The 18,501-nt window shown below is 69.1% G+C and carries 17 protein-coding genes; 2 read left to right on the top strand and 15 right to left on the bottom strand.

The features are described from left to right. The first annotated feature begins 84 nt into the window (after positions 1-84). Entirely contained in the window at positions 85-624 is a 540-nt protein-coding gene (locus tag ACIQ51_RS06735) for a YfiT family bacillithiol transferase (protein WP_396204258.1), read from the top strand. Between the two features lie 6 nt (positions 625-630). On the opposite strand, the gene ACIQ51_RS06730 is transcribed toward ACIQ51_RS06735, so the two are convergent. Then, positions 631-2,691 (bottom strand): Ig-like domain-containing protein, encoded by a 2,061-nt coding sequence (locus tag ACIQ51_RS06730; RefSeq protein WP_396204257.1) that lies wholly within the window; start codon positions 2,689-2,691, stop codon positions 631-633. A gap of 108 nt (positions 2,692-2,799) precedes the next feature. On the opposite strand from ACIQ51_RS06730, the gene ACIQ51_RS06725 reads away from it, so the two are divergent. Continuing rightward, positions 2,800-3,747 carry a hypothetical protein gene (locus tag ACIQ51_RS06725; RefSeq protein ID WP_396204256.1) on the top strand — a complete coding sequence of 316 codons (948 nt, stop codon included), beginning with the start codon at positions 2,800-2,802 and terminating at the stop codon, positions 3,745-3,747. A gap of 18 nt (positions 3,748-3,765) precedes the next feature. On the opposite strand, the gene ACIQ51_RS06720 is transcribed toward ACIQ51_RS06725, so the two are convergent. The 14 genes from ACIQ51_RS06720 to ACIQ51_RS06655 form a co-directional block, all read right to left on the bottom strand. After that, the gene (locus tag ACIQ51_RS06720; RefSeq protein WP_396204255.1) at positions 3,766-5,079 is read right to left on the bottom strand and encodes a DUF1501 domain-containing protein; all 1,314 of its coding nucleotides are present in this window, start codon (positions 5,077-5,079) and stop codon (positions 3,766-3,768) included. Between the two features lie 3 nt (positions 5,080-5,082). Then, on the bottom strand, positions 5,083-6,642 hold the full coding sequence (locus tag ACIQ51_RS06715; protein WP_396204254.1) for a DUF1800 family protein: 1,560 nt from the start codon (positions 6,640-6,642) through the stop codon (positions 5,083-5,085). Positions 6,643-6,807: 165 nt separating this feature from the next. Then, the gene (locus ACIQ51_RS06710; RefSeq protein WP_396204253.1) at positions 6,808-8,124 is read right to left on the bottom strand and encodes a type II secretion system F family protein; all 1,317 of its coding nucleotides are present in this window, start codon (positions 8,122-8,124) and stop codon (positions 6,808-6,810) included. Beyond that, positions 8,121-9,620 carry a GspE/PulE family protein gene (locus tag ACIQ51_RS06705; protein WP_396204252.1) on the bottom strand — a complete coding sequence of 500 codons (1,500 nt, stop codon included), beginning with the start codon at positions 9,618-9,620 and terminating at the stop codon, positions 8,121-8,123. Before ACIQ51_RS06705 ends, ACIQ51_RS06710 begins: the two co-directional genes overlap by 4 nt. Positions 9,621-9,645: 25 nt before the next feature. Further along, on the bottom strand, positions 9,646-11,442 hold the full coding sequence (locus ACIQ51_RS06700) for a secretin N-terminal domain-containing protein (RefSeq protein WP_396204251.1): 1,797 nt from the start codon (positions 11,440-11,442) through the stop codon (positions 9,646-9,648). An 8-nt stretch (positions 11,443-11,450) separates the two neighbouring features. Continuing rightward, entirely contained in the window at positions 11,451-12,026 is a 576-nt protein-coding gene (locus ACIQ51_RS06695; RefSeq protein ID WP_396204250.1) for a hypothetical protein, read from the bottom strand. Further along, positions 12,023-12,640 (bottom strand): type II secretion system protein GspM, encoded by a 618-nt coding sequence (gspM, locus tag ACIQ51_RS06690; protein ID WP_396204249.1) that lies wholly within the window; start codon positions 12,638-12,640, stop codon positions 12,023-12,025. Before gspM ends, ACIQ51_RS06695 begins: the two co-directional genes overlap by 4 nt. After that, positions 12,637-13,761 carry a PilN domain-containing protein gene (locus ACIQ51_RS06685; RefSeq protein WP_396204248.1) on the bottom strand — a complete coding sequence of 375 codons (1,125 nt, stop codon included), beginning with the start codon at positions 13,759-13,761 and terminating at the stop codon, positions 12,637-12,639. Before ACIQ51_RS06685 ends, gspM begins: the two co-directional genes overlap by 4 nt. Next, on the bottom strand, positions 13,758-14,603 hold the full coding sequence (locus tag ACIQ51_RS06680; RefSeq protein ID WP_396204247.1) for a hypothetical protein: 846 nt from the start codon (positions 14,601-14,603) through the stop codon (positions 13,758-13,760). The genes ACIQ51_RS06685 and ACIQ51_RS06680 overlap by 4 nt, the downstream gene beginning before the upstream one ends. After that, positions 14,600-15,238 carry a type II secretion system protein J gene (locus ACIQ51_RS06675; protein ID WP_396204246.1) on the bottom strand — a complete coding sequence of 213 codons (639 nt, stop codon included), beginning with the start codon at positions 15,236-15,238 and terminating at the stop codon, positions 14,600-14,602. The genes ACIQ51_RS06680 and ACIQ51_RS06675 overlap by 4 nt, the downstream gene beginning before the upstream one ends. Further along, positions 15,238-15,546 carry a hypothetical protein gene (locus ACIQ51_RS06670; protein WP_396204245.1) on the bottom strand — a complete coding sequence of 103 codons (309 nt, stop codon included), beginning with the start codon at positions 15,544-15,546 and terminating at the stop codon, positions 15,238-15,240. The genes ACIQ51_RS06675 and ACIQ51_RS06670 overlap by 1 nt, the downstream gene beginning before the upstream one ends. Beyond that, positions 15,543-16,010 (bottom strand): Tfp pilus assembly protein FimT/FimU, encoded by a 468-nt coding sequence (locus ACIQ51_RS06665; protein WP_396204244.1) that lies wholly within the window; start codon positions 16,008-16,010, stop codon positions 15,543-15,545. The genes ACIQ51_RS06670 and ACIQ51_RS06665 overlap by 4 nt, the downstream gene beginning before the upstream one ends. Before the next feature lie 111 nt (positions 16,011-16,121). Beyond that, positions 16,122-16,886, bottom strand: coding sequence for a hypothetical protein (locus ACIQ51_RS06660; RefSeq protein WP_396204243.1), 765 nt, complete (start codon positions 16,884-16,886; stop codon positions 16,122-16,124). Positions 16,887-16,993: 107 nt separating this feature from the next. Continuing rightward, positions 16,994-18,418 (bottom strand): S41 family peptidase, encoded by a 1,425-nt coding sequence (locus ACIQ51_RS06655; RefSeq protein ID WP_396204242.1) that lies wholly within the window; start codon positions 18,416-18,418, stop codon positions 16,994-16,996. Positions 18,419-18,501 lie beyond the last annotated feature (83 nt).

Genomic DNA, 18,501 nt, shown 5'->3' with positions numbered 1-18,501 from the left:
CGGCCGCCGACAGCCGCCGTCCGTCGGGCTGGGCCTCCGCCGTCCGTACCGCCCTCCGTACCGCCCTCCCGTAGATTGCCACGGATGACAGCCTCCGCCGACCCGCACATCGACGCGTACCGTTTCCCTCTCGGCCGTTTCCAGCGCCAGGCCACCTACACCGCTGAGGAGCGCGCCTCCCACGTGGCGCGCATCGCCGAGCAGCCGGCGGCCTTGGCCGAGGTCCTCGACGGCCTCACCGAGGCGGATTTCGCCTCGCCCTACCGCCCGGGCGGGTGGACCGTGGGCCAGTTGGTCCACCACATCGCCGACAGCCACATCAACGCGTACATCCGCGTGAAACTGGGACTCACCGAAGAGACGCCCACGATCAAGCCGTACGATCAGGACGCGTGGGTCTCGCTCGCCGATGCCTCCCTGCCGCCGCATGTGTCGCTCGCATTGCTCGCCGCCACGCACGTGCGACTCGCGACCGTACTGGGGTCGATGGTGCCGGAGCAGTTTGCCCGGCAGATCATGCACCCCGAGAATGGGGTGATGACGCTCGATCAGGTGGCGGCGCTCTATGCCTGGCACGGAGATCACCACATCGCGCAGCTGCGCAGGTATCGCGAACGACGCTGACCCCGATCAGGGGGGCGTTTGCCCCTCGAAGATCCGGCCCCCTTCACCCACCGCGGCCACCGCCCCACCGGGCATGCCGGCCAGCGCGTACACGATCGATCGCCACGGCGCGGTGAGGGGGCGCCACTCGAGCCCGTTGAAACGCAGCACCGTGCCGCTGTCACCCACGGCATAGACGTCGGTGGGACCGCGCCCCCACAGCGTCCGCAGGTCCCGCTGGGTGACAGGGGGGTAGGCACGCCAGCGCACCCCATCGAAACGGAGGGTGGTGCCGGAGTCGCCCACCGCAAACACGTCGCTGGCGCCAGTCCCCCACACGGCGCGGAGGCGGCTTTGGGTCGGCGGGGCCATGGCCTGCCAGCGCCCGCCATCGAATCGCAGCACGGTGCCGGAATCCCCCACCACAAACACGTTGGCCGGGTCGGTGCCCCAGGCCGCGCGGAGGAAGCGCGTGGTGCCGCTCGCCTGCGGTGACCATGCCGTGCCGTTGGAGCGCAGGATCGTACCGCGTTCGCCGACCACCACATGTTGCCCGCTGCTGCTCCACACCGAGCGCAGCACGGTGCGCGTGGGGGTGGAGTCACGGCGCCAGCGCTGCCCGTCGAAACGCAGGATCGACCCGGTATCCCCCACCGCCACGATGTCATTCCCGCCGTTGCCGCTGATGCCGTACAGGTCATACCCTCCCGGCACGGGCTCGATGGTCCACGCTGTCCCGCTGCGGCGCAGCACCGTGCCGCCGAAGCCGACGGCGAACGTGGGACCCTGCGGCGCCGCATACACGCCCAGCAACGGCGGATCGGAGTTGTCCACGCGCGCGGTGGCCGAGGTGCCAACGCCCTGCAGCGTCACCACGGTGCCGTACCAGCCGGCCAGTCGCAACGTCCCGTCGCCCCGCACCGCGATCGCCCGCAGGTTCGCGCCGAGGCCGATGTCGAGCGCACGCCAAGTGGCCCCGTCGAAATGATAGGTCGCGCCGTTGTTCCCCACGGCATACACGTCGTTGAACGCACGACCGCGCAGGGCGAACAGGTTGGCCGCACCGGGAGTGGGCATGCGTTGCCAGGTCACGCCGTCGAAGCGGAACACGATGCCGTTCACCCCCACCGCGAACACGTTGCCCGCGCTCGTCCCCCACACATCGAACAGCGGCACGCCCTCGGGAAGCGGCTGGCGCTGCCACCCCGAGCCGTTCCAGCGGAGCACGGTGCCGTTATTGCCCACGGCGAACAACGTGGTGCTGTTGGGACCCCAGATCCCCCAGAACTCGTCGGTGACCCCGGTGGCCATGGGTTCGAACGACGTGCCGTTCCAGCGCAGGATCGTGCCCGCCGCGCCCGACACATACACCTCGTGCGCCGACAACCCCCAGACCTCGAGCAGGGTGGCGGTGGTGCCGCTGTTCACCCGCGTGAAGGTGGTGCCATTGCCGCGGAGGATCAGTCCGCCACCACCCACGAGCCAGATGTCGGTCGGACTGCTGCCCCAGATGCCCACGATCGTCTCGGTGGTGCCCACCGGCACCACTTCCCACGGGCCGTCGGCGCGCGAGCGCAGCAGCCCGCCATTCTGTCCCCCAGCGTACGTGGTGCCCGCCCCATCGTCCCACACGGCGAGAAACGTCACGTCGCTTACGCCGCTCCGTGCCGCGCGCCATTGCGTGAGATCGGCAGTGAGGAGGGTGACCGTCACCGTGGTCCGCGCGGTCACGGCCGCGCCACTACCGGTGCTGCTGCTTGTGGCACTGGCGGTGATGCGCGCGCTGCCCGGCGCGAGGGCGCGGACCATGCCGGTGTGGTCGACCGTGGCCACCTCCGGGGCGTCGCTGCGCCACGTGATGCTCGCCCCGGTGAGCAACGAGCCGGCTGCGTCGCGCGCTTCGGCGACGAGCGGGGCCTGCTGACCGGCGGGGAGGTTGAGCGAGGCGGGCACCACGTTGATCGATGCGACCGGAACGACCGGCGGCGTCCCGGGATCGACGACGCGGTCGCGACATCCGGCCACCAGCACCAGCGCGCTGACGGCCGTAAGCCGGAGCGCGCGCTGCGATGAGCGCAACTTGATCATGTAGGGGAGGCTAGCCCACTGGCCCCTCCGACCGCAACGGCGGGCGCCGCGGCGGTATCTTTGGTGGCGCAGCGAGAACGGCACGACCTCCGCCCATCTCCCCAACCGATGAACACGCTCCTGAACACTCGGCAAACCGCCCACATCACGGTCCTGCTGCTTGCGGCGACACTAACCACGGGCGTGGGCGCGCAGCCCGGTATCCCACGGACGTCGCCGCCGGCGCCCGACACCGATGTCTATCTGCTGCCGCTGACGGGGAAGGGCACGGCATTGGCCCCGGCCTCGCGCGAAGCGCGCAACATCACCAACCGCGCGGGATACGACAACCAGCCAGCCTTCTCGCGCGACGGTCGCTCGATCTTCTTCACCGCCAATCACGGTGACGGACACACCGACATCTACCGGCACGATCTCGCGTTGCGTACCACACAGGTCGTGAAACGCACCAGGCCGGAAAGCGAGTACTCGGCATTCCCCACGGCGGACGGACGCGCCATCACGGTCATTCGCGTAGAGGCGGACTCCACGCAACGGCTCTGGCAACTGTCCCTCGACGGGCGCTCGGCGCAGCTGCTCTTCCCCGACATCAAGCCGGTCGGGTACTTCGCACAGCCCAACGACTCCACGTGGGTGATGTTCGTTCTGGGCACGCCGGTTACGCTGCAGTTGGGCTACCATGGGCGCGGCACTGGCACCGTGCTGGCGCGCCACGTGGGGCGTTCGCTGCACCGCATTCCCGGCACGACACGCGCCAGCTACGTGCAGAAGGGGGCCACCGCGGGCGATAGCGTGTGGCGGGTCATGGAGCTCGACCCCGACACGCGCACCGCCACCGAACTCGTCGCCCTTCCATCGCGGCGCGAAGACGTGGCGTGGGTGGACGGCAATACCCTGCTCGTGGCCGATGGCACCCGCCTGTTGCGCTGGACGCGCGGCCGTGCCGCGTGGGAGCAGCTCGCCGATCTGTCCGGCCAGCCGCTCCGCAACATCACGCGGCTGGCAGTGAGCCCCGATGGACGGTGGCTCGCCTTCGTGGCCGACGCCCGGCAATAACGCCGGGCGTCGGTCCCCTTACGCCTTGGTGACGCCGCGGAAGCGGGGCGTGTAGTCGGGGAAGATCACGCCGAGGTTTCTGTTGCCCAGACGGTTCTGCACGATCTCGGCGAGGATGTCGCGGTGGTCGAGCGTCACGCGGAGATCCTGACCCGCTTCCAGCACTTCACGCGCGAGGCCGGGCCAGCCGTTGGTGAGGACACGGCCACCGTTGATCTTGCGGCCCATGGTGAAGGCCACGTTGCCACGACCGTGATCGGTGCCACGGTCGCCATTTTCCCGCGCGTTGCGGCCGAACTCGGAGATGACCACCACCGTCACGCCGTAGGCGGTGCTTCCCTGGATCACGTCCGCGTGGAACGCTGCCAGCGCGCGCGAGAGGTCGAGCATGTTGTTGTGCATGCCCTGGCCATCCACGCCGGGGATGTTCCCCTGATTGGCGTGCGTGTCCCAGCCACCCTTGAAGGCCTGCACCGCCTCCACACCCACGTCGGCCTTGATGAGCGCCGCGGTCGAGCGCAGCACATTGCCGAATCCCGAGGTGGGATAGACGGCGCCGTTCGCCGGCGTGTAGCCCGCGAAGTTGATGCGCTGCAGCAACGCGATCGTGTTGGTCGAGTCGAGCGCGTTGGCGGCCACCGGGTTTGCGGCGTTCGCGTAGTTCTGGGCCAACCACTGCGTCCGCGCGCTGGCCGTCGTCCCATTGCCGCCGATCGTGAAGTTCGCCGGATTGGGAATGGGGAGCGTCTTGGGGCCGAGCTCCAGCGACTTGGGCAGCCCACCGGTGAAGCTGAGCGCGCGCAGCGGCGCGTCGGAACGTAGGGGGGCGGTGGTGGCCAGATGGCGCCCCAGCCAGCCACCAGCCACGTTCGTGTCGCGCGGCTTCCCGACTTCGATATAGCGCTGGGCGTCGAAGTGTGAACGTGAGTTGTCGACCGACCCGGTGGCGTGTGCCACGAGCAGGTCACCCACTTCGTACGCCGGATAGAGGGGCGCCATCCCCGGCGAGAATCCGAAGAATCCGTCGAGATTGGTGGCGCGATTGGCGGTGCCCACGGCGGCATCGGGGCGCGGCACGGCGATCGTCGGACGTCCTCTGTAGTAGTCGGGATCGCCGAACGGCACCACCATGCTCATGCCGTCGGTGCCACCGTTCAGGAAGATCGAGACCACAATGTCGCGCGTGGAGTTCGACGACTGCGCCATCACCACCTGCGGCAACCATGTGGGGACGAACGCCGCGATGCCGATGCCGCTCGCCATCGTGAGAAAGTCACGGCGTGCCAGCGCCTGGTACTCTTCGCAGCCGGTTTCCTTCAGCTCATCGGTCATCGGTCAGTACCACTGAAATTCGTGGGCGCTCATCGCGAGCGAAAGCGTTTCCCGAACCCGGGCATCGTTGTACGTCCCACCGCGCAGGTAGCTCAGCAACGACGCAAACAATGGCGTCGGCAGCTCACCACCGAACAGGCGCGTGTTGATCTTCTGGACCACACCCTCGGCAGTATCGGGGGCGCGGAACAGCATCGAGTCCACGTTGTGGGTCGTCGTGGACGTTTGCATGGACAGGTACTGCGCATGCTGCCACCGCGTAAGCACGAGACCGCTCCACCACTCCACGCTGTCGGGATACCCGTCGGGCTGGTCCCAGCGGAAGAGCGGCATGCCGAGGCCCTCGTTGTTGCGACGCGTGTTGCGGATGTTCGCGACGGTCGCGGGCGTGGCCCCAAGCGAGCGGATGGCCGACACCGCCATGTGGAACGGGCGCTTGTACTTGGCCGGCGCCGCCATGAGGTTGCGGCTCGACAGGATCGTGCGGATCATCGCCTTGATGTCGCCACGGCTGCTCGTGTAGACCGCCGCCGTCGCCTCCACCACGCTGGTGGGCGGCTCGTACGCCAGCAGCCACCGCGCCATCTTGTACGAGATGTAGCGCGCCGTGGACGGATGATCGAGCAGCATCTGAATGGCGGCGTCGCCTTCGCCCTTCATCATGGCGTCGGTGGCGGTACTGGCCATCGCCGGGAACGTGCGGTTGAGGAACGTCTTCGCACGGACGTCGTGATACGTGCGACGCCACAGGAAGGTACCGTCGACGTTGGTGCTCCACCCCGTCAGGATGCGCGATAGCTCCGCTACGTCGTTCTGCGTGTAGCCGCCGTCCACACCGAGGGTGTGGAGTTCCATGATCTCGCGCGCGTAATTCTGGTTCGGCGTGGGGGTGCGGCTGCTGTTCTGGTTGAGATAGTTCAGCATCGCGGCGCTGTGCGCCGAAGCGATCAGCATGTCGCGGAAGTTGCCAAGGGCGTGCCGCCGAATCACGTCCCGGTCGTCGAGCAGCTTCATGAAGCCCACATTGGCCACTTCAATGTCCATGCTGAAGTGGTCCGTCCAGAACTCCACCATCCGCTCACGCAGCTGCGCCGGAGAAAAGATCGCGCGATACCATGCGGCGTCGGCGAGCTGGTTCCACACTTCGGTTTGATCCATCTGCGTCCGAAGTTGCGCGCCGGTCATACCCATCATCGGCAGGCGAGCGGCAATCAGTGCCTCAACGGCGCTGTCGTCGATCGCGGCCGCATTGAGCTGGTGCTCGAGAAAGCCGCTGTACCCCAAACGACGCGCAAGCTGCACGTCTTCAGGCGCGAGCCCCATCGTCACGCGTCGGACGAGACGGAGCAGGGGGTCGCGCCACTGCGCGGCCACGTCGGCGCCAGGGACACGGCCTGCGGGCAGGGGGGTACCGCGACCGCCGCCGGTACGCGGTGGCTGTGCGGCAAGCACCCCGCCTGTGGCGACCGCTGCCACGGCACTCGTGCTCATCGCGAAAAACCGACGGCGGCTCGGCGCCGTGGCGGTCACGGGAGTTTCGTCGCTGTCGTGTGGGATAGACATGGGAATAAACTCTTCACCTAACTGCCGAATCTGTCAATAAAGCGCGCACGATTTTTACAGGTATCCTTGTGCCGTATATCATGCGTGGTGCGCGGGACAGCCCGCCAAGTGACGGTTGGTCCCACCACCCGCGCTACGGGATCGTGGCCCCCTGTTCCAGCTGGGTCACAGTGGCGAGGCGTTCAGGCCATAAATCGCCTGCAACAGTGCCAGCGCAACGAGAGCGACCACTCCGCCGAACCCCAGAATCATCACGGGTTCGATCAGCGCTACGACCCGGCCCAATTGACGTTCGGCCTCGCCGTCGGCCGCTGCAGCGGCGCGCGCGGCAAGCCCCGAGAGCGCGCCACCGGCTTCGCCCGCGCGAAGGAGCTGGCGCGCCAGCGGCGGGAGGGTGTCGCCCACGGCATCGACGAGCGGCACGCCGTCGCGTACTCGCGCCTCCGCCGGCTCCAGACGGGCCGCCAACGCCCGGTTCTGCATGGTCGCCCGGGCCAATGCCATGGCACGCAGCAAGGACACCCCAGAAGCGAGGGCGAGCGACAGGGTGTCGAGGTATCGGGCCCCGTCGCGGTCGCGTTCAAAGCGGCCGATGAGCGGCCAGCCGAGGCGCTGGGCATCCCAGGCCGTCGCGCGTGCCGGATCGCGCAGGGCGCGCCTCCACCAGACCAGTGCGCCGACGCCAAGGGGGCCCGCCAGCCACCCCCCTTGCAGCAGCCCGGTGCTGGCTGCCACGAGCAGCCGGGTCGTCATCGGCAGCGGGGCGCCGCCATCGTTCATCAGCTCAGCGAAGCGGGGCACCACCACCAGTAGGATCACCAGCGTCCCGATGACAGACGACAGGGCCAGCACCGCCGGATACACGAGCGCCGCCCGGACTCGCGCCTGCGTGGCGGCCGCCCGCTCCAAGGCCGACGCCAGCCGCGCAAAGGTCTCCGGGAGCGCCCCCGTGGCCTCCGCGGCGGCCACACTCGGCGCAAAGGCCACCGGCAGCGCCCGCTCGTCGCGCATGGCGTCTGCCAGCGAGCGACCGTCGCGGACGGCCTGCTGCAGCCGGCCGAACACCACCCGCCAGCTGGCGGCCGGCGCCGTCGCGTCATGCTCCGGACCACCCGAAGCGGCAAAGGCCAGCGCTCGGTCCACCGGCACCCCCGCGTCGAGCAGCGTGGCGATGGACCGCATGCATACCGCCAACGCCTCGCTCTCCTCGCCGGACCAGCGCCCCCACAGCTGCGCGAGGCCGGCACGCATCGGGTGCAGCGCGGGCATGCTCGTGCGTGGCGCGGTCGCAAACGCGCGGGGGGGCGACGACCGCTCCACCGACAGATCCGGCAAGCGATCAAGCGACCGCTCCGGGATGATCTCGATCGCCCACAGGGCGCGCGCGCGGAGCTGCGCGCGCGCATCGTCGGCCGACGCAGCCTGCACGGTGCCGCGCGATTCACGGCCACTGGCGTCGGCCGCCCGGTACCGCCACGTCACCCTTCGTCTCCCGCGCTCAGCACGCGCGCCAGCTCCTGCACCGTGGTCACACCGGCGGCCACGAGGCGCAGCCCGTCGTCGCGCAGGCTGCGAACGCCGTGCGCCCGCGCCACACTGCGCAGCTGCGAGATCGAATCGCCGCGCGTAAACGCCTCGCGCACGGCCTCGTCCAACACCAGCAACTCGGTGATCGCCTGCCGCCCATGAAAGCCGGTGCCGGCACACGCGGAGCAGCCATGCCCCTCGCGCAGTTGCGCGGGCAGCGAGGCGCCACCCATCAGCGCACGCTCCTCCTCGCTCGGCGCGCGCCACTGGCCGCACCCGTCGCACACCCGGCGTACGAGGCGTTGCGCCAACACGCCCTGCAGCGTGGCGGCGATCAGATACGGGGCCACGCCCATGTCGCGCAGGCGCGCCAACGCACTCACGGCATCCGTGGTGTGCAAGGTGCTCAACACCAGGTGACCCGTGAGTGCGGCACGCACCGCGATCTCCGCGGTGTCCGCATCGCGCATTTCGCCCACGAGCAATACATCGGGGTCGTGCCGAAGGATCGCGCGCAGGGCCGCGGCAAAATCGAACCCGGCGCGTGTGTTGACTGGCAACTGCACCACGCCGTCCAGGCGATACTCCACCGGATCCTCCACCGTCACCACCTTCACACCCGGCACGCTGCGTTCACGCAATGCCGCGTAGAGCGTGGTGGTCTTGCCGGAGCCGGTTGGACCGGTCACCAGCAGCAGGCCGCTGCTGCGCGCGAGTAATGGGCGCAGGGCCGACAAAACGGGGGCGGCGAGATGCAGGCGATCGAGCGAATCGGGACCCGCCGTTCCACCGCCGTCGAGCAGGCGCAACACGACACTTTCGCCGAGCAGCGCCGGCAGCGTGGACACGCGGACGTCCAGTTCGCGGTCGGCCAATCGGATGCGAGCGCGACCATCCTGCGGCAGGCGCCGTTCGGCGATATCGAGCCCCGCCAGCACCTTGAGACGCGATACCACCGCGGCGCGGAACTCCGGGCCCAGTTGCTGCATGTCGCGCAGGACGCCGTCGAGCCGGAGGCGCACGCGCAGCCCGTCGGCCTGCGACTCCACGTGCACGTCGCTGGTGCCCGTGCGTGCCGCCTCGGCGAGGATGGCGTTGACGACCTGCACGACCGGTTCGCGACTGGCCAGCGCGCGCAGATCATCCAGCGATTCGACGGCGTCGCCACTCAGCGTGGACAGCTCGCCCACACCCTCGGTCGCCGTCCGCGGCGCTGCCAGCACGGCGGCGCGAATGTCTCCGGCGCTTGCCGGTTCCCACGTGACAGTCGCCTGCAGCACGCGCTCGAGCGTATCCTGCACATGCGGAGGCACGGGACCATCCGCCGCCACCCGTGCGGCCTCGCCATTGAGCTCCAGCGGCAGCACGGCATGTTCCTCGAGCCAGCGCGCGGGAAAGCGCTGCGCCAGCGCGGCCGCCGCCGCGCTGCGCAATCGCTGCGTGTCGCTCATGGCGCGCGCTCCACGCTGACGGTGCTCACCGCGGTGGGGGCCGCTTGACCGGTGTATCACTGAGCGCGCCCGGCGACTTCTCCTCCATCCGGCGGCGAATGCGCTCGCGGATCACGTCGGCGTCGGCATCGGTGCGCACGATGTACGGTGTGACGAAGATGGCCAACTCGGTGCGCTGCTGCGTGGTGGACTGCCGCTTGAACAGCGCGCCGGCCACGGGAATGTCCTTCAGCAGCGGGATGCCCTGATCCTGTACTTGGCGCGTGTCGCCGATCAGGCCGGCAATCACGACGGTCTGGCCATCCCGAAGCACGGCGCGTGTGCTCGCCTCGCGCGTGGAGATGATCGGCGCACTGAGCGCCGCCGATACCGTCTGTGGCGTCAGGGAGCTCACTTCCTGCAACAGCTGCACCGATACGTAGCCGTCGTCGTTGATGGTGGGAATGATCGACAGCTTCGTCCCCACGTCCTGGTACTGCACGGCGCGGTCGATCGACACGTCGTTCCCCAGGCGCGTCGAGGCGATGAAGGGCACCTTACTGCCCACGAGGATCGTCGCCTCACGGTTGTTGGCCGCGATGATCTCCGGGGTGGAGAGGACCTGAACCTTGCTCGTGGATGCGATGGAGCGCAGTAGCGTGCGCACACCGGTGCCGTCGAGACGCACCAGACGCAGCAACGCGGAGGTGGAACCGGTGTCGGCGATCTCCGGGTTGCCGAACTGCCCCTGCACGTCGCCGCCGCGGTTGACGGCCGCCCAATCCACGCCGAACTCGAACCCGCGGCCCAGGGCGATTTCGGCGATCGTCACTTCGAAGAGCACCTGCGCCGGCCGGGTATCGAGGGCCTCGATGGTCTCGCGCAGCATGGGAAAGTTGGGCGGCGCGGTGCGAATCACGAGCGCGTTGGTGGGCGCATTGGCCACCACCGTGGTGCGTCCCACCAGCACTCCCGCCGCCGAATCCCGCGGAGCGCCGCCACCCGCCGTCGCGCCGCCGCCAGACATGAGGGGGCTGCTCATCTGGCCCCCCATGGTGCTGTTGCGTGTGCGGAAAGTGTCCCCTTCGCGCGCGCGGAAGCTATCGAGCGCACGCGAGAGTGAACGGTCGGCCAGCGAGCCCCCAACGGGCGCCGCCACCTGAATGCCGAATAGCTGACCGATCGCCGAGGCGAGATCCTCGGCGGCCGCATACTTCAGATTGACCACGTAGGTACGCATCCCGGCCTCACCCGCCGGGGAGGCGTCGAGGGTGCGCAGAAGCTCGAGATACCGCGCGATGTTGCTGCCGCGATCGGTGATGAGCAGTGCGTTCGATCTCGCCACCGCCTCCACGCGAGCGCCCTTGGACAGCACGGCCCGCAGCGCGTCGGCTCCTTCGTCGGCACGGATGCTCTGCAACGGCACGAGCTGACTCACGAGGCCGAGCGGTGGTGGATCGGGGAAGGCGAATCCGGTGCGCAGCGTGCCCGCGGCGGGTGCCTTCTCGTTGGGCAGCACCTGTGCCACCGTGCCGGACGCCACCAGCATCAGCCCATGCGCCTCGAGCAGGGATTCGAGCACACGCTCGAGTTCCATGCGCGACACCCCGGTGGGGGTGGCAAAGGTCACACGCACGTCGGGGATATCGGTGAGAATCACCGTCCGTTGCAGCGCCGACGCGAGTGCCCGGATCACATCGGCCAAGCGGGCGTTGGCGAAATCGAGGGTGTTGGCGCGCGCCGGCTCGGCGGGGCGCGCGCCCTGGGCGCGCAGCCATTCCGGGGTGATCACGGTGCACGTGCACAGCGCGCACAGTACTGGTACGCGCAGCTTGCTGAACATAGTTGCCATCACGGCATGACCCCGCTGGAGTCCGATTCAGGGCGTCGCTGCAGGCGCACGATGCGCGTACCCGACGCCGACGAGAGTTCCACCCGGTCCGCCAGAATGCGGCGCACACGGTATCCGCCTAGGCGATCCCCAAGCCCCACCACCCTTGGCACACTGTCGGCGGAATCCACCTGCAACAGCGCGCGGCGTGAACCGTCGACATCGAGCACGCCGAACAACTGGATGTCATACGGCTCGGACGATAGTGCGGCGGCATCAGGCACGACCGACGGTTGGGCCAGTTCTTGCCCCGGGACCACAAAACGTTCCGATGGGGCACGCCGAGTGGTGCTGAAGAGATTCGTGCGAACAACGACGTCGCGCACGTCCGGCCCGTCGCGACGCGACGGGGGCACCGTGACTGGCATGGTGTCGCTGCGGGCCATCCCGGAGCGTGACGGCACCCGCACCGAAGCGGGCATCACGAGCAATGCCGCGCCCGCCACTATCAGGACCACAGCCAGCCATTCGAGCCAGCGCGGCGACACGGCATGCCCCGCACCCCGCCGTTCAGCGCGATCCGACGGTCTATTCACCGAGCCTCCCCCGACACCGGCATGATGGACGGCGTATCGATCAACACGGGCGTCCGGACGGTGAGCTGCACCTGCAGCACATTGGGGGCGCCACGGAGCGCGCTGTTCTGCTGCACCACCATGCGCTCGATCGTGGCCACGCGAGGGCCATGGTTGAGCGTGTGCAACAGCGCACTGAGGCCATGAATGTCGCCGTAGGCGGAGAGCGATCCCTCCAGCGCGCCAGTCGAGTCCGGCGTGCTGCTCACCTCCACCCGATTCACCACCATCCCTGCGCCGTCCACGGCATCCTGCAGCAACGACTGCACGGCACTCGCCGCAAGCGTGACGGATTGCGCATGCAGCACGCGGCGTGGCGCACCGGCGAGGGCACGCTCCGCCTCGTTGGCGCTGCGCTCAAGCTGTTCGCGGTCGCGCACGAGTCCCTGCAGCTGCGAGAGACGAGAGGTCGCCGCCGCCACGCGCGCTTCACGCTGCTGCCATGCCTGCCACTGCGGCGTCACCAGACGAGCGAATAGCAGCGCCATCACGATCACCATCGCGCCGCCGATCACCACGCGGCGCTCGCGGGCCTTCACTGGATGCACAGTTGGCAGTCCCAACGGCGTGGTCACGGGGCATCCTCCAGGCGCAGCCCGATCGAGAACGAACTCCGCTGGCGCCCGCCGTCGAGGTATCGGGTGCTCGGCGCCAGCGCGCGCACGTCCGCAAGGCGCGGATGCCCGTCGAGTCGCGGAATGAGCGCGGCCGCATCGGCGGCGCTGCCGTCGATGCGCCACTGCAGTCCGTCCCATTCGGCACGCTGCACGACCACGTCGGCAGGCAACAACTCGCCGAGCAATGCGAGGACCTCGCCCGGATCGGTCGACGGCGCGGTCGAGAGGAGGCGGTGTTCGTCGCGGGCGCGCTCGAGACGCAGCCGCGCCTCGAGCGCCGGCTGGGATGCCGTCGCCAACCGTGCGGCGTCCTGCGTGAGTGCCTCAAGGACACGTGCTCGATACGTCCCGGCTGCCCAGAGCACGAACAGGAGCGAGGTCGCAGCCACAACGCCGGCCCGCCACCAGCGCGTGCGACGCGCGGCGGCAAGGCGTTCTTCCATGAGCACGCTGACGAGCTGCAGATCGGCCGGCATGCCGTCGCCACCGCGGGTGGCGGTGAACACTGCCGCCGCAACCTGCGCACCATCGAGCGGCGGTCCGCTGGTGGCGAGTGGCTGGCGTGACCGGCGCACCTCACTCACGACACCGCGGTCGAATCTCAACAGCCCGTGCTCGGACATGCCAGCACTCACTGCGACGTCACCGGCGAGGCCCCGGAGTTTGGCCGCATGGGGAACGGTGGTGATGCCGCTCACTGGGGCAAGTTGCTCAAAGGCCATGCGCCACTGCTCGAGCCGGCCCGAGGGCATTGCCAGCGCGACCTCATCGACCACGCCGATGGCCGGTGCGTCGGAGAACGCGAACCACCGATCGGCGTCGATCGTAAGCATGCGTCGCTTGAGCGAGATCGATACCGGCGGCAGCTCGGGGCGCGCAGCATCGAGCCACGCGAGCCCGATCACCAGCACGAGTTCCGACGGGTGCTCCGTCAGCGCTTGCAAGGCGTCGACCGTGCGCGCTGGCACGTCGCCATCCCAGGTGGCCTCGGTCACGATGCGGAACGCCCCGCCGCGCTGCGGGGCATAGGCGATGACCCGCGTGGCGTCCAGCACGAGGATCCACGGGCGGCGCATCATCGGAGCTGCTCCCGCCAGCGCACGAGGCGCAGCTCGGCGCCCTCCACGGCGTAGACCGCCTGAATCTCCTGGGTGGCAGCTTCACCGATTGCCCATCCGCGCGAAACGATCAGAACGCGTGTGGGGCGATCGCCCAGCGAGCCCGCTGCCGCGCGCAATACGGCCGGCGTGGCGTGACGGCGATCCACGAACCCGTCGCCGTCCACCGTGAGCTGTTCCGCCACCGCCGTGAGCCACGGGGCCGACGAACCCACCAGCGCCGCGACCTCGTCGAGCGATTCGAATGGGCGCACGGCGCGGGAGCGCGGTGCCGCGCGTCCAAGCAAGACTGCCATGAGCGAGTCGCGCGCACTGACCGAGTCGCGCAGGGACGGCGATTCCTCGAGTCCGCGAACCCGCGCGTCGATCAGCGCGGCCACGCGTGCGGCCTCCACTGGCGGCGCGACGGTGCGGAACAGCGTGGTCAGTCCTTCCGTGCCAGCGTTGTTCACGTCGAGGCGCGCGCTCACGTTCACCATGACGCTGCTGAACGTACCATCGAGCAGCGTGTCGCTCGCGAATGGTGAGCGCTGCTCCAAGGCATCGAATACGGTGAGCCGCGCCGACGAATCGCTGGCGGCCTGCAGTTGGGACTCGAGGCGCGCTCGGGCGGCGAGGACACCGCTCTCGGCCATCGCGCGCGCCACTGTGAGTGCACGTGAGGTCGATGCGAGGCGCGCGCTTTGGCGGGCATCACGACTGGCCAAGGCCGTGACGCTGGCCAGCACGGCCACCGTGACCAGCACGGTGAACAGCGCCACGCCTCGGCGCGGCCGCCTGCCATACGGATGCGGTTTGCTCACGGCAATGCCCCTCCACTCGTCGCCACGCCGATCGTGCCCTCGAATGCGCTGCCGAGCGGATCGAGCGATTGCACCAGCGGTGGCCGCGCTCCGCTGCCGGATGGGCCAGCCGTGCGCCACTCGATGGCAATGGCTGCGGGACGCTGCTGAGCGATTGGCCAGTCAATACGCCAACGCGCTGCATCCCGTGCCGTGGCCGGCTCCAGCACGGTGATGTTCACCAGCTGGGCATCGGCTAGCCGGTATTGCACGATCGGATCGGAGGCGCCGGCCGTGATGGGGCTCGCGGTGAGGAGCAGGCCGGCGGAGTCCTCGGTGACCACCGCCCGCCAGATGCTCCCTGTGCCGAGGGGCTCGCGCACTCCCACGGTGAGGAACTGCAGCGACGACGTCGAGCCCTCGCGGTTCAACCGGAGCAGGGGTTCGCTGGCCTGATCCGGACGGGGCGGGTGTCGAAGCATGTCGGCCAGCATGGCGCGCCAGCGACTGTCGTCGGCCGTGGCGCTTCCGTGTTCGCGCACACGCTCGGCGGTGCGGCGCGCCGACACCAGCGCGGAGCCGGCCACCGTGGCGGTAATGGCCGTCAACGTGAGCGCGAGCATCAATTCGACGAGGGTAAAGCCGCGACGGGTCATCAGCGACGATCCACCAAGCGCGAGAGCTTTACCGGAGTGCCCGCATTCCGGCCGTCTGCACGCGGGACCTCCACTTCCAGCCGGTCGAGCCGGGGGACGGGCGCGTAGGGCACACGACGCACGACGACACCGGCGCTGACCGGCTGGCCGAGCAGTGCCCGCGTCAGCTCACTTTCAGCGCGCACCGTCGCGTCGGCCACGGCACTGGCGCGCTGCTCGAGCTGCGCCGCGCCGCGACTCCCTTCGAGGCAGGCCACGGCGACGACCGCGAGAATGACCATGGCGATCACCGATTCGAGCAGCGTCACGGGCGTGCACCGGCTGGTGCCGTGCGGCCGGCGGGCGCAGCCCAGCGGCACGTGCCAGCGTCGAAGGCGGCGCGGAGCTCCTCGCGCGGCACCCATCCAGCCGATGGCCTGCATCCGCCGCGCGCGTCAACCGTGACGTCGAGCGGGGCAGGGGGGGCGGTCATGCGACCGGCGGCGATCGGCTCGGGGGCGTCGGGACTGAGTACGCTCCAGAGCCCATCGGCATAAATGCGCAGGCGGACGACCTGTTGGCGCTGCACGGCGAGGCGGCGTGCGCTGTCGACGACCACGTGCAGGTCGTCCGCGCTTTCCACACGCTGGCTACCGGTACGCTGCACTTGCCGGGACACCACGAGGGCGCCCGCAATCCCGAGGATCGCGAGCACCACCACGACTTCGATCAGCGTGAGCCCCCGGCGACGCGTGAACGACGGGGGCGGGTAGGCGGTCAGACGGCAGGGCACGGCTGACAATCTCGGGCCAAGCCCCGGGAAGTCAACCAATCCGGGTGACGTCCCCGGCTTCGGCCCGCCCGTCTGCCCGCAGGCCTCCACGGAGCGGGGCCGCGAATGACGTTATTTCTTGATGAGCGGCTGCACCGTGGCCGGCGCGGTTACCGCATCGGGACCCGCCGTGTTGAATTCCACCGTCTTGGTGGTCATGACCATCTTCTGCGGTCCGGCCATCATCTCGGAGCGCGTGGGCAGCTTGAGGGGGCCGAACTGCTGGTAGCCACCCACCGTGGTGCTGCTGGAGGTCGTGCCCATTTCGGTGGTGACCGTCGACTCGGAGCCGATCTGCAGGCCGGTGGCGACGGAGAAGTACTGCCAGCTCTCGGTCCCGCTGCCCTTGCGCACCATCTTGATCTTGTAGGCCTTCTCGCCCGCGAAGTCGACGATCCCTTCATTGGTCATCGCGCTGTAGCGGTCCGCCTCGTAGAGCATGCCGGCCACGAAGTCGGCCTGCTCACGTGCCTGGTCGAGCTCCTTGCCGTCGAGCAGGCGCGGGCCACGCATCGGATCGACCGACCACGCCACGGTGCCGTCCGTGCCCTGCAGGATCTCGCCCAAGCCAGCAAGACTCAGCTTCATCGCCTGCTTGTTCGGCGCGACCATCGTCATCTCGACATCGGCGGTCATGCCGGCGGCCGTGATCTCCATGGTGCCGATCTGCTTCATCGACTTGATGCCCTTCACGGCGTCCTTGCCACCGATGGCCGCGACGTGCTTGGCGATCACGTCGGCGGCTGACGGGAGTGCCTGGGCCGCGGCAGCTTCGGCGCTCAGCATCAGAGTGGCGGCGATGGCGAACGTTGAACGAATAGCCTTCAATGCGTGCATGGCGAAGTCTCCGAGATGGAATGACAGTGACCGACAAGGAACCAGGCGCAACGACCAACAAGAGCGACTAAATGGAACGGCGAGAGACGACGAGGGCGCGGGCCCCGTCAGGGTACGATCGGGCGGGGCGCTTGCCGGGCTGCCCAGGTGATCGCTGCGGCGAGCGCCGGATCTTGTCCCTCCACCAGCGCGCGACGGAGCAGCGGAGTCACGCGATCGGGGATGACGCCGTCGCCCTCGACCTGTTTGCCGGTTGGGCCCACAAAATCGGCGATCGCATGGTATAAGATGTCGCCGTTGGGCAACCGTTCAGGAACTGACGGCAAGGCCTGACCGGCAGACTGCGTACCGAATACCGTGGCGCGCCCCAGCCCTTGCAGGCCACCCGCGAAAATCTCGGTCGTACTGGCAGAGAGTGGGTCGACCACAAGCGCCAACGGCCCGCCGAACGGGCGTACAGGGCGGTACTGGGTGTCGATGCGTCGGGGATTGGCCCGGAACTTGGTGGTCACGCCGCGCTGCAGCATTTCTCCGATCACGAGTGCGCTGTCGAGGAAATGGCCGGCGAAGCCCATCGACATGCCGCCCACGCCGCCGAAGTTGCCGCGCACGTCGAGCACGATCGCGTCGGCGCCGCGCAGCGAGTCGATCGCCGCATCGAACTGCGCGGCCAGTACGGGCATCCAGATATTGAAACGGATCACCCCCACCGTGCGTCCCTCGGCGCGGACGCGCTGCCACGAGAGGTCCGCCCGCACGGGTGGCAGGTTGCCGAACTTGACGACCTGGCCGGCCGCCGGCCCCTGCGAGAGCTGCACGGCGCGCGGTGCATCGGTGCCATCGCGGAACGCCAAGGAGATCGTGTCGCCCTCCGCTCCCTCCAGCCCCTGCGTGGTCAGCTGGTAGGCCATCAGCACACGCCGACGCGTCTCGAGAGAACGGGGCAGGCGCGCCACCCGCGCGGCGACCGGGCAGCCGCGGATCGAGTCGAGCACCCATCCGGCGCGAACGCCGGCGCGCCACGCGGGACCACCGGTGTCCACGTGGGTGACCAGCGTAAGCGCATCCACCAGTCGGGTCTCGAATCCCAGCGCGCCCCCACTGCGCCGCGCACTGCCGCCCCCGCCTTTTTCGGTCGCCGCGTCGGCGGTCTCCTGCGGAATGATCGAGAAGTGGGACTGCTTGAGGCGGGACACCATGTCCGCCAGTACCACGCGCAGTTCCCCGCGCGTGCGCGCAGCGGCTGCCCGTGGGCGCAACTCGTCCCGGACCGCCAGCCAGTTCACGCCGTTGTACGTGGTGTCCCAGTGCGTGCGACGGATGATCTGCCACGCCGTGTCGAACGTGACCAGCGGTTCAGTTACCGGCTCGTTGGCATGGGACCCGCTGACCCCTGCGCCCGTCGCACCACAGGCCGCCGGAAGTGGCGCCAGCGTCACGGCCCCCGCGGCCGATCCGGCCGGTGCGGCGGTGCCTCGGCACGCCGACAGCGCACCGCTTGTCAGAACCAGGAAGGCGAGGATGGTACGCATGTACGGAGGGAGTTCGTGAGCCGGGCCCGACTTGTTTCAAAATAATGGCGAGAAAATCTATCGGCAATACGGCGCGATTTTCA

It is taken from the genome of Gemmatimonas sp. (genome assembly GCF_044344655.1).
Lineage (GTDB): Bacteria > Gemmatimonadota > Gemmatimonadetes > Gemmatimonadales > Gemmatimonadaceae > Gemmatimonas.
The sequence above is the reverse complement of the archived record's forward strand: the minus strand, read 5'-3'. Positions and strand labels throughout refer to the sequence as shown.

What these genes read in the sequence shown, in the direction of transcription:
- ACIQ51_RS06720 (WP_396204255.1), bottom strand. Translation starts at nt 5,079, where the DNA reads ATGACCGATGAGCTGAAGGAAACCGGCTGCGAAGAGTACCAGGCGCTG.
- ACIQ51_RS06675 (WP_396204246.1), bottom strand. Translation starts at nt 15,238, where the DNA reads ATGACCCGTCGCGGCTTTACCCTCGTCGAATTGATGCTCGCGCTCACG.
- ACIQ51_RS06700 (WP_396204251.1), bottom strand. Translation starts at nt 11,442, where the DNA reads ATGTTCAGCAAGCTGCGCGTACCAGTACTGTGCGCGCTGTGCACGTGC.
- ACIQ51_RS06705 (WP_396204252.1), bottom strand. Translation starts at nt 9,620, where the DNA reads ATGAGCGACACGCAGCGATTGCGCAGCGCGGCGGCGGCCGCGCTGGCG.
- ACIQ51_RS06685 (WP_396204248.1), bottom strand. Translation starts at nt 13,761, where the DNA reads ATGATGCGCCGCCCGTGGATCCTCGTGCTGGACGCCACGCGGGTCATC.
- ACIQ51_RS06725 (WP_396204256.1), top strand. Translation starts at nt 2,800, where the DNA reads ATGAACACGCTCCTGAACACTCGGCAAACCGCCCACATCACGGTCCTG.
- ACIQ51_RS06735 (WP_396204258.1), top strand. Translation starts at nt 85, where the DNA reads ATGACAGCCTCCGCCGACCCGCACATCGACGCGTACCGTTTCCCTCTC.
- ACIQ51_RS06660 (WP_396204243.1), bottom strand. Translation starts at nt 16,886, where the DNA reads ATGCACGCATTGAAGGCTATTCGTTCAACGTTCGCCATCGCCGCCACT.
- ACIQ51_RS06655 (WP_396204242.1), bottom strand. Translation starts at nt 18,418, where the DNA reads ATGCGTACCATCCTCGCCTTCCTGGTTCTGACAAGCGGTGCGCTGTCG.
- ACIQ51_RS06715 (WP_396204254.1), bottom strand. Translation starts at nt 6,642, where the DNA reads ATGTCTATCCCACACGACAGCGACGAAACTCCCGTGACCGCCACGGCG.
- ACIQ51_RS06730 (WP_396204257.1), bottom strand. Translation starts at nt 2,691, where the DNA reads ATGATCAAGTTGCGCTCATCGCAGCGCGCGCTCCGGCTTACGGCCGTC.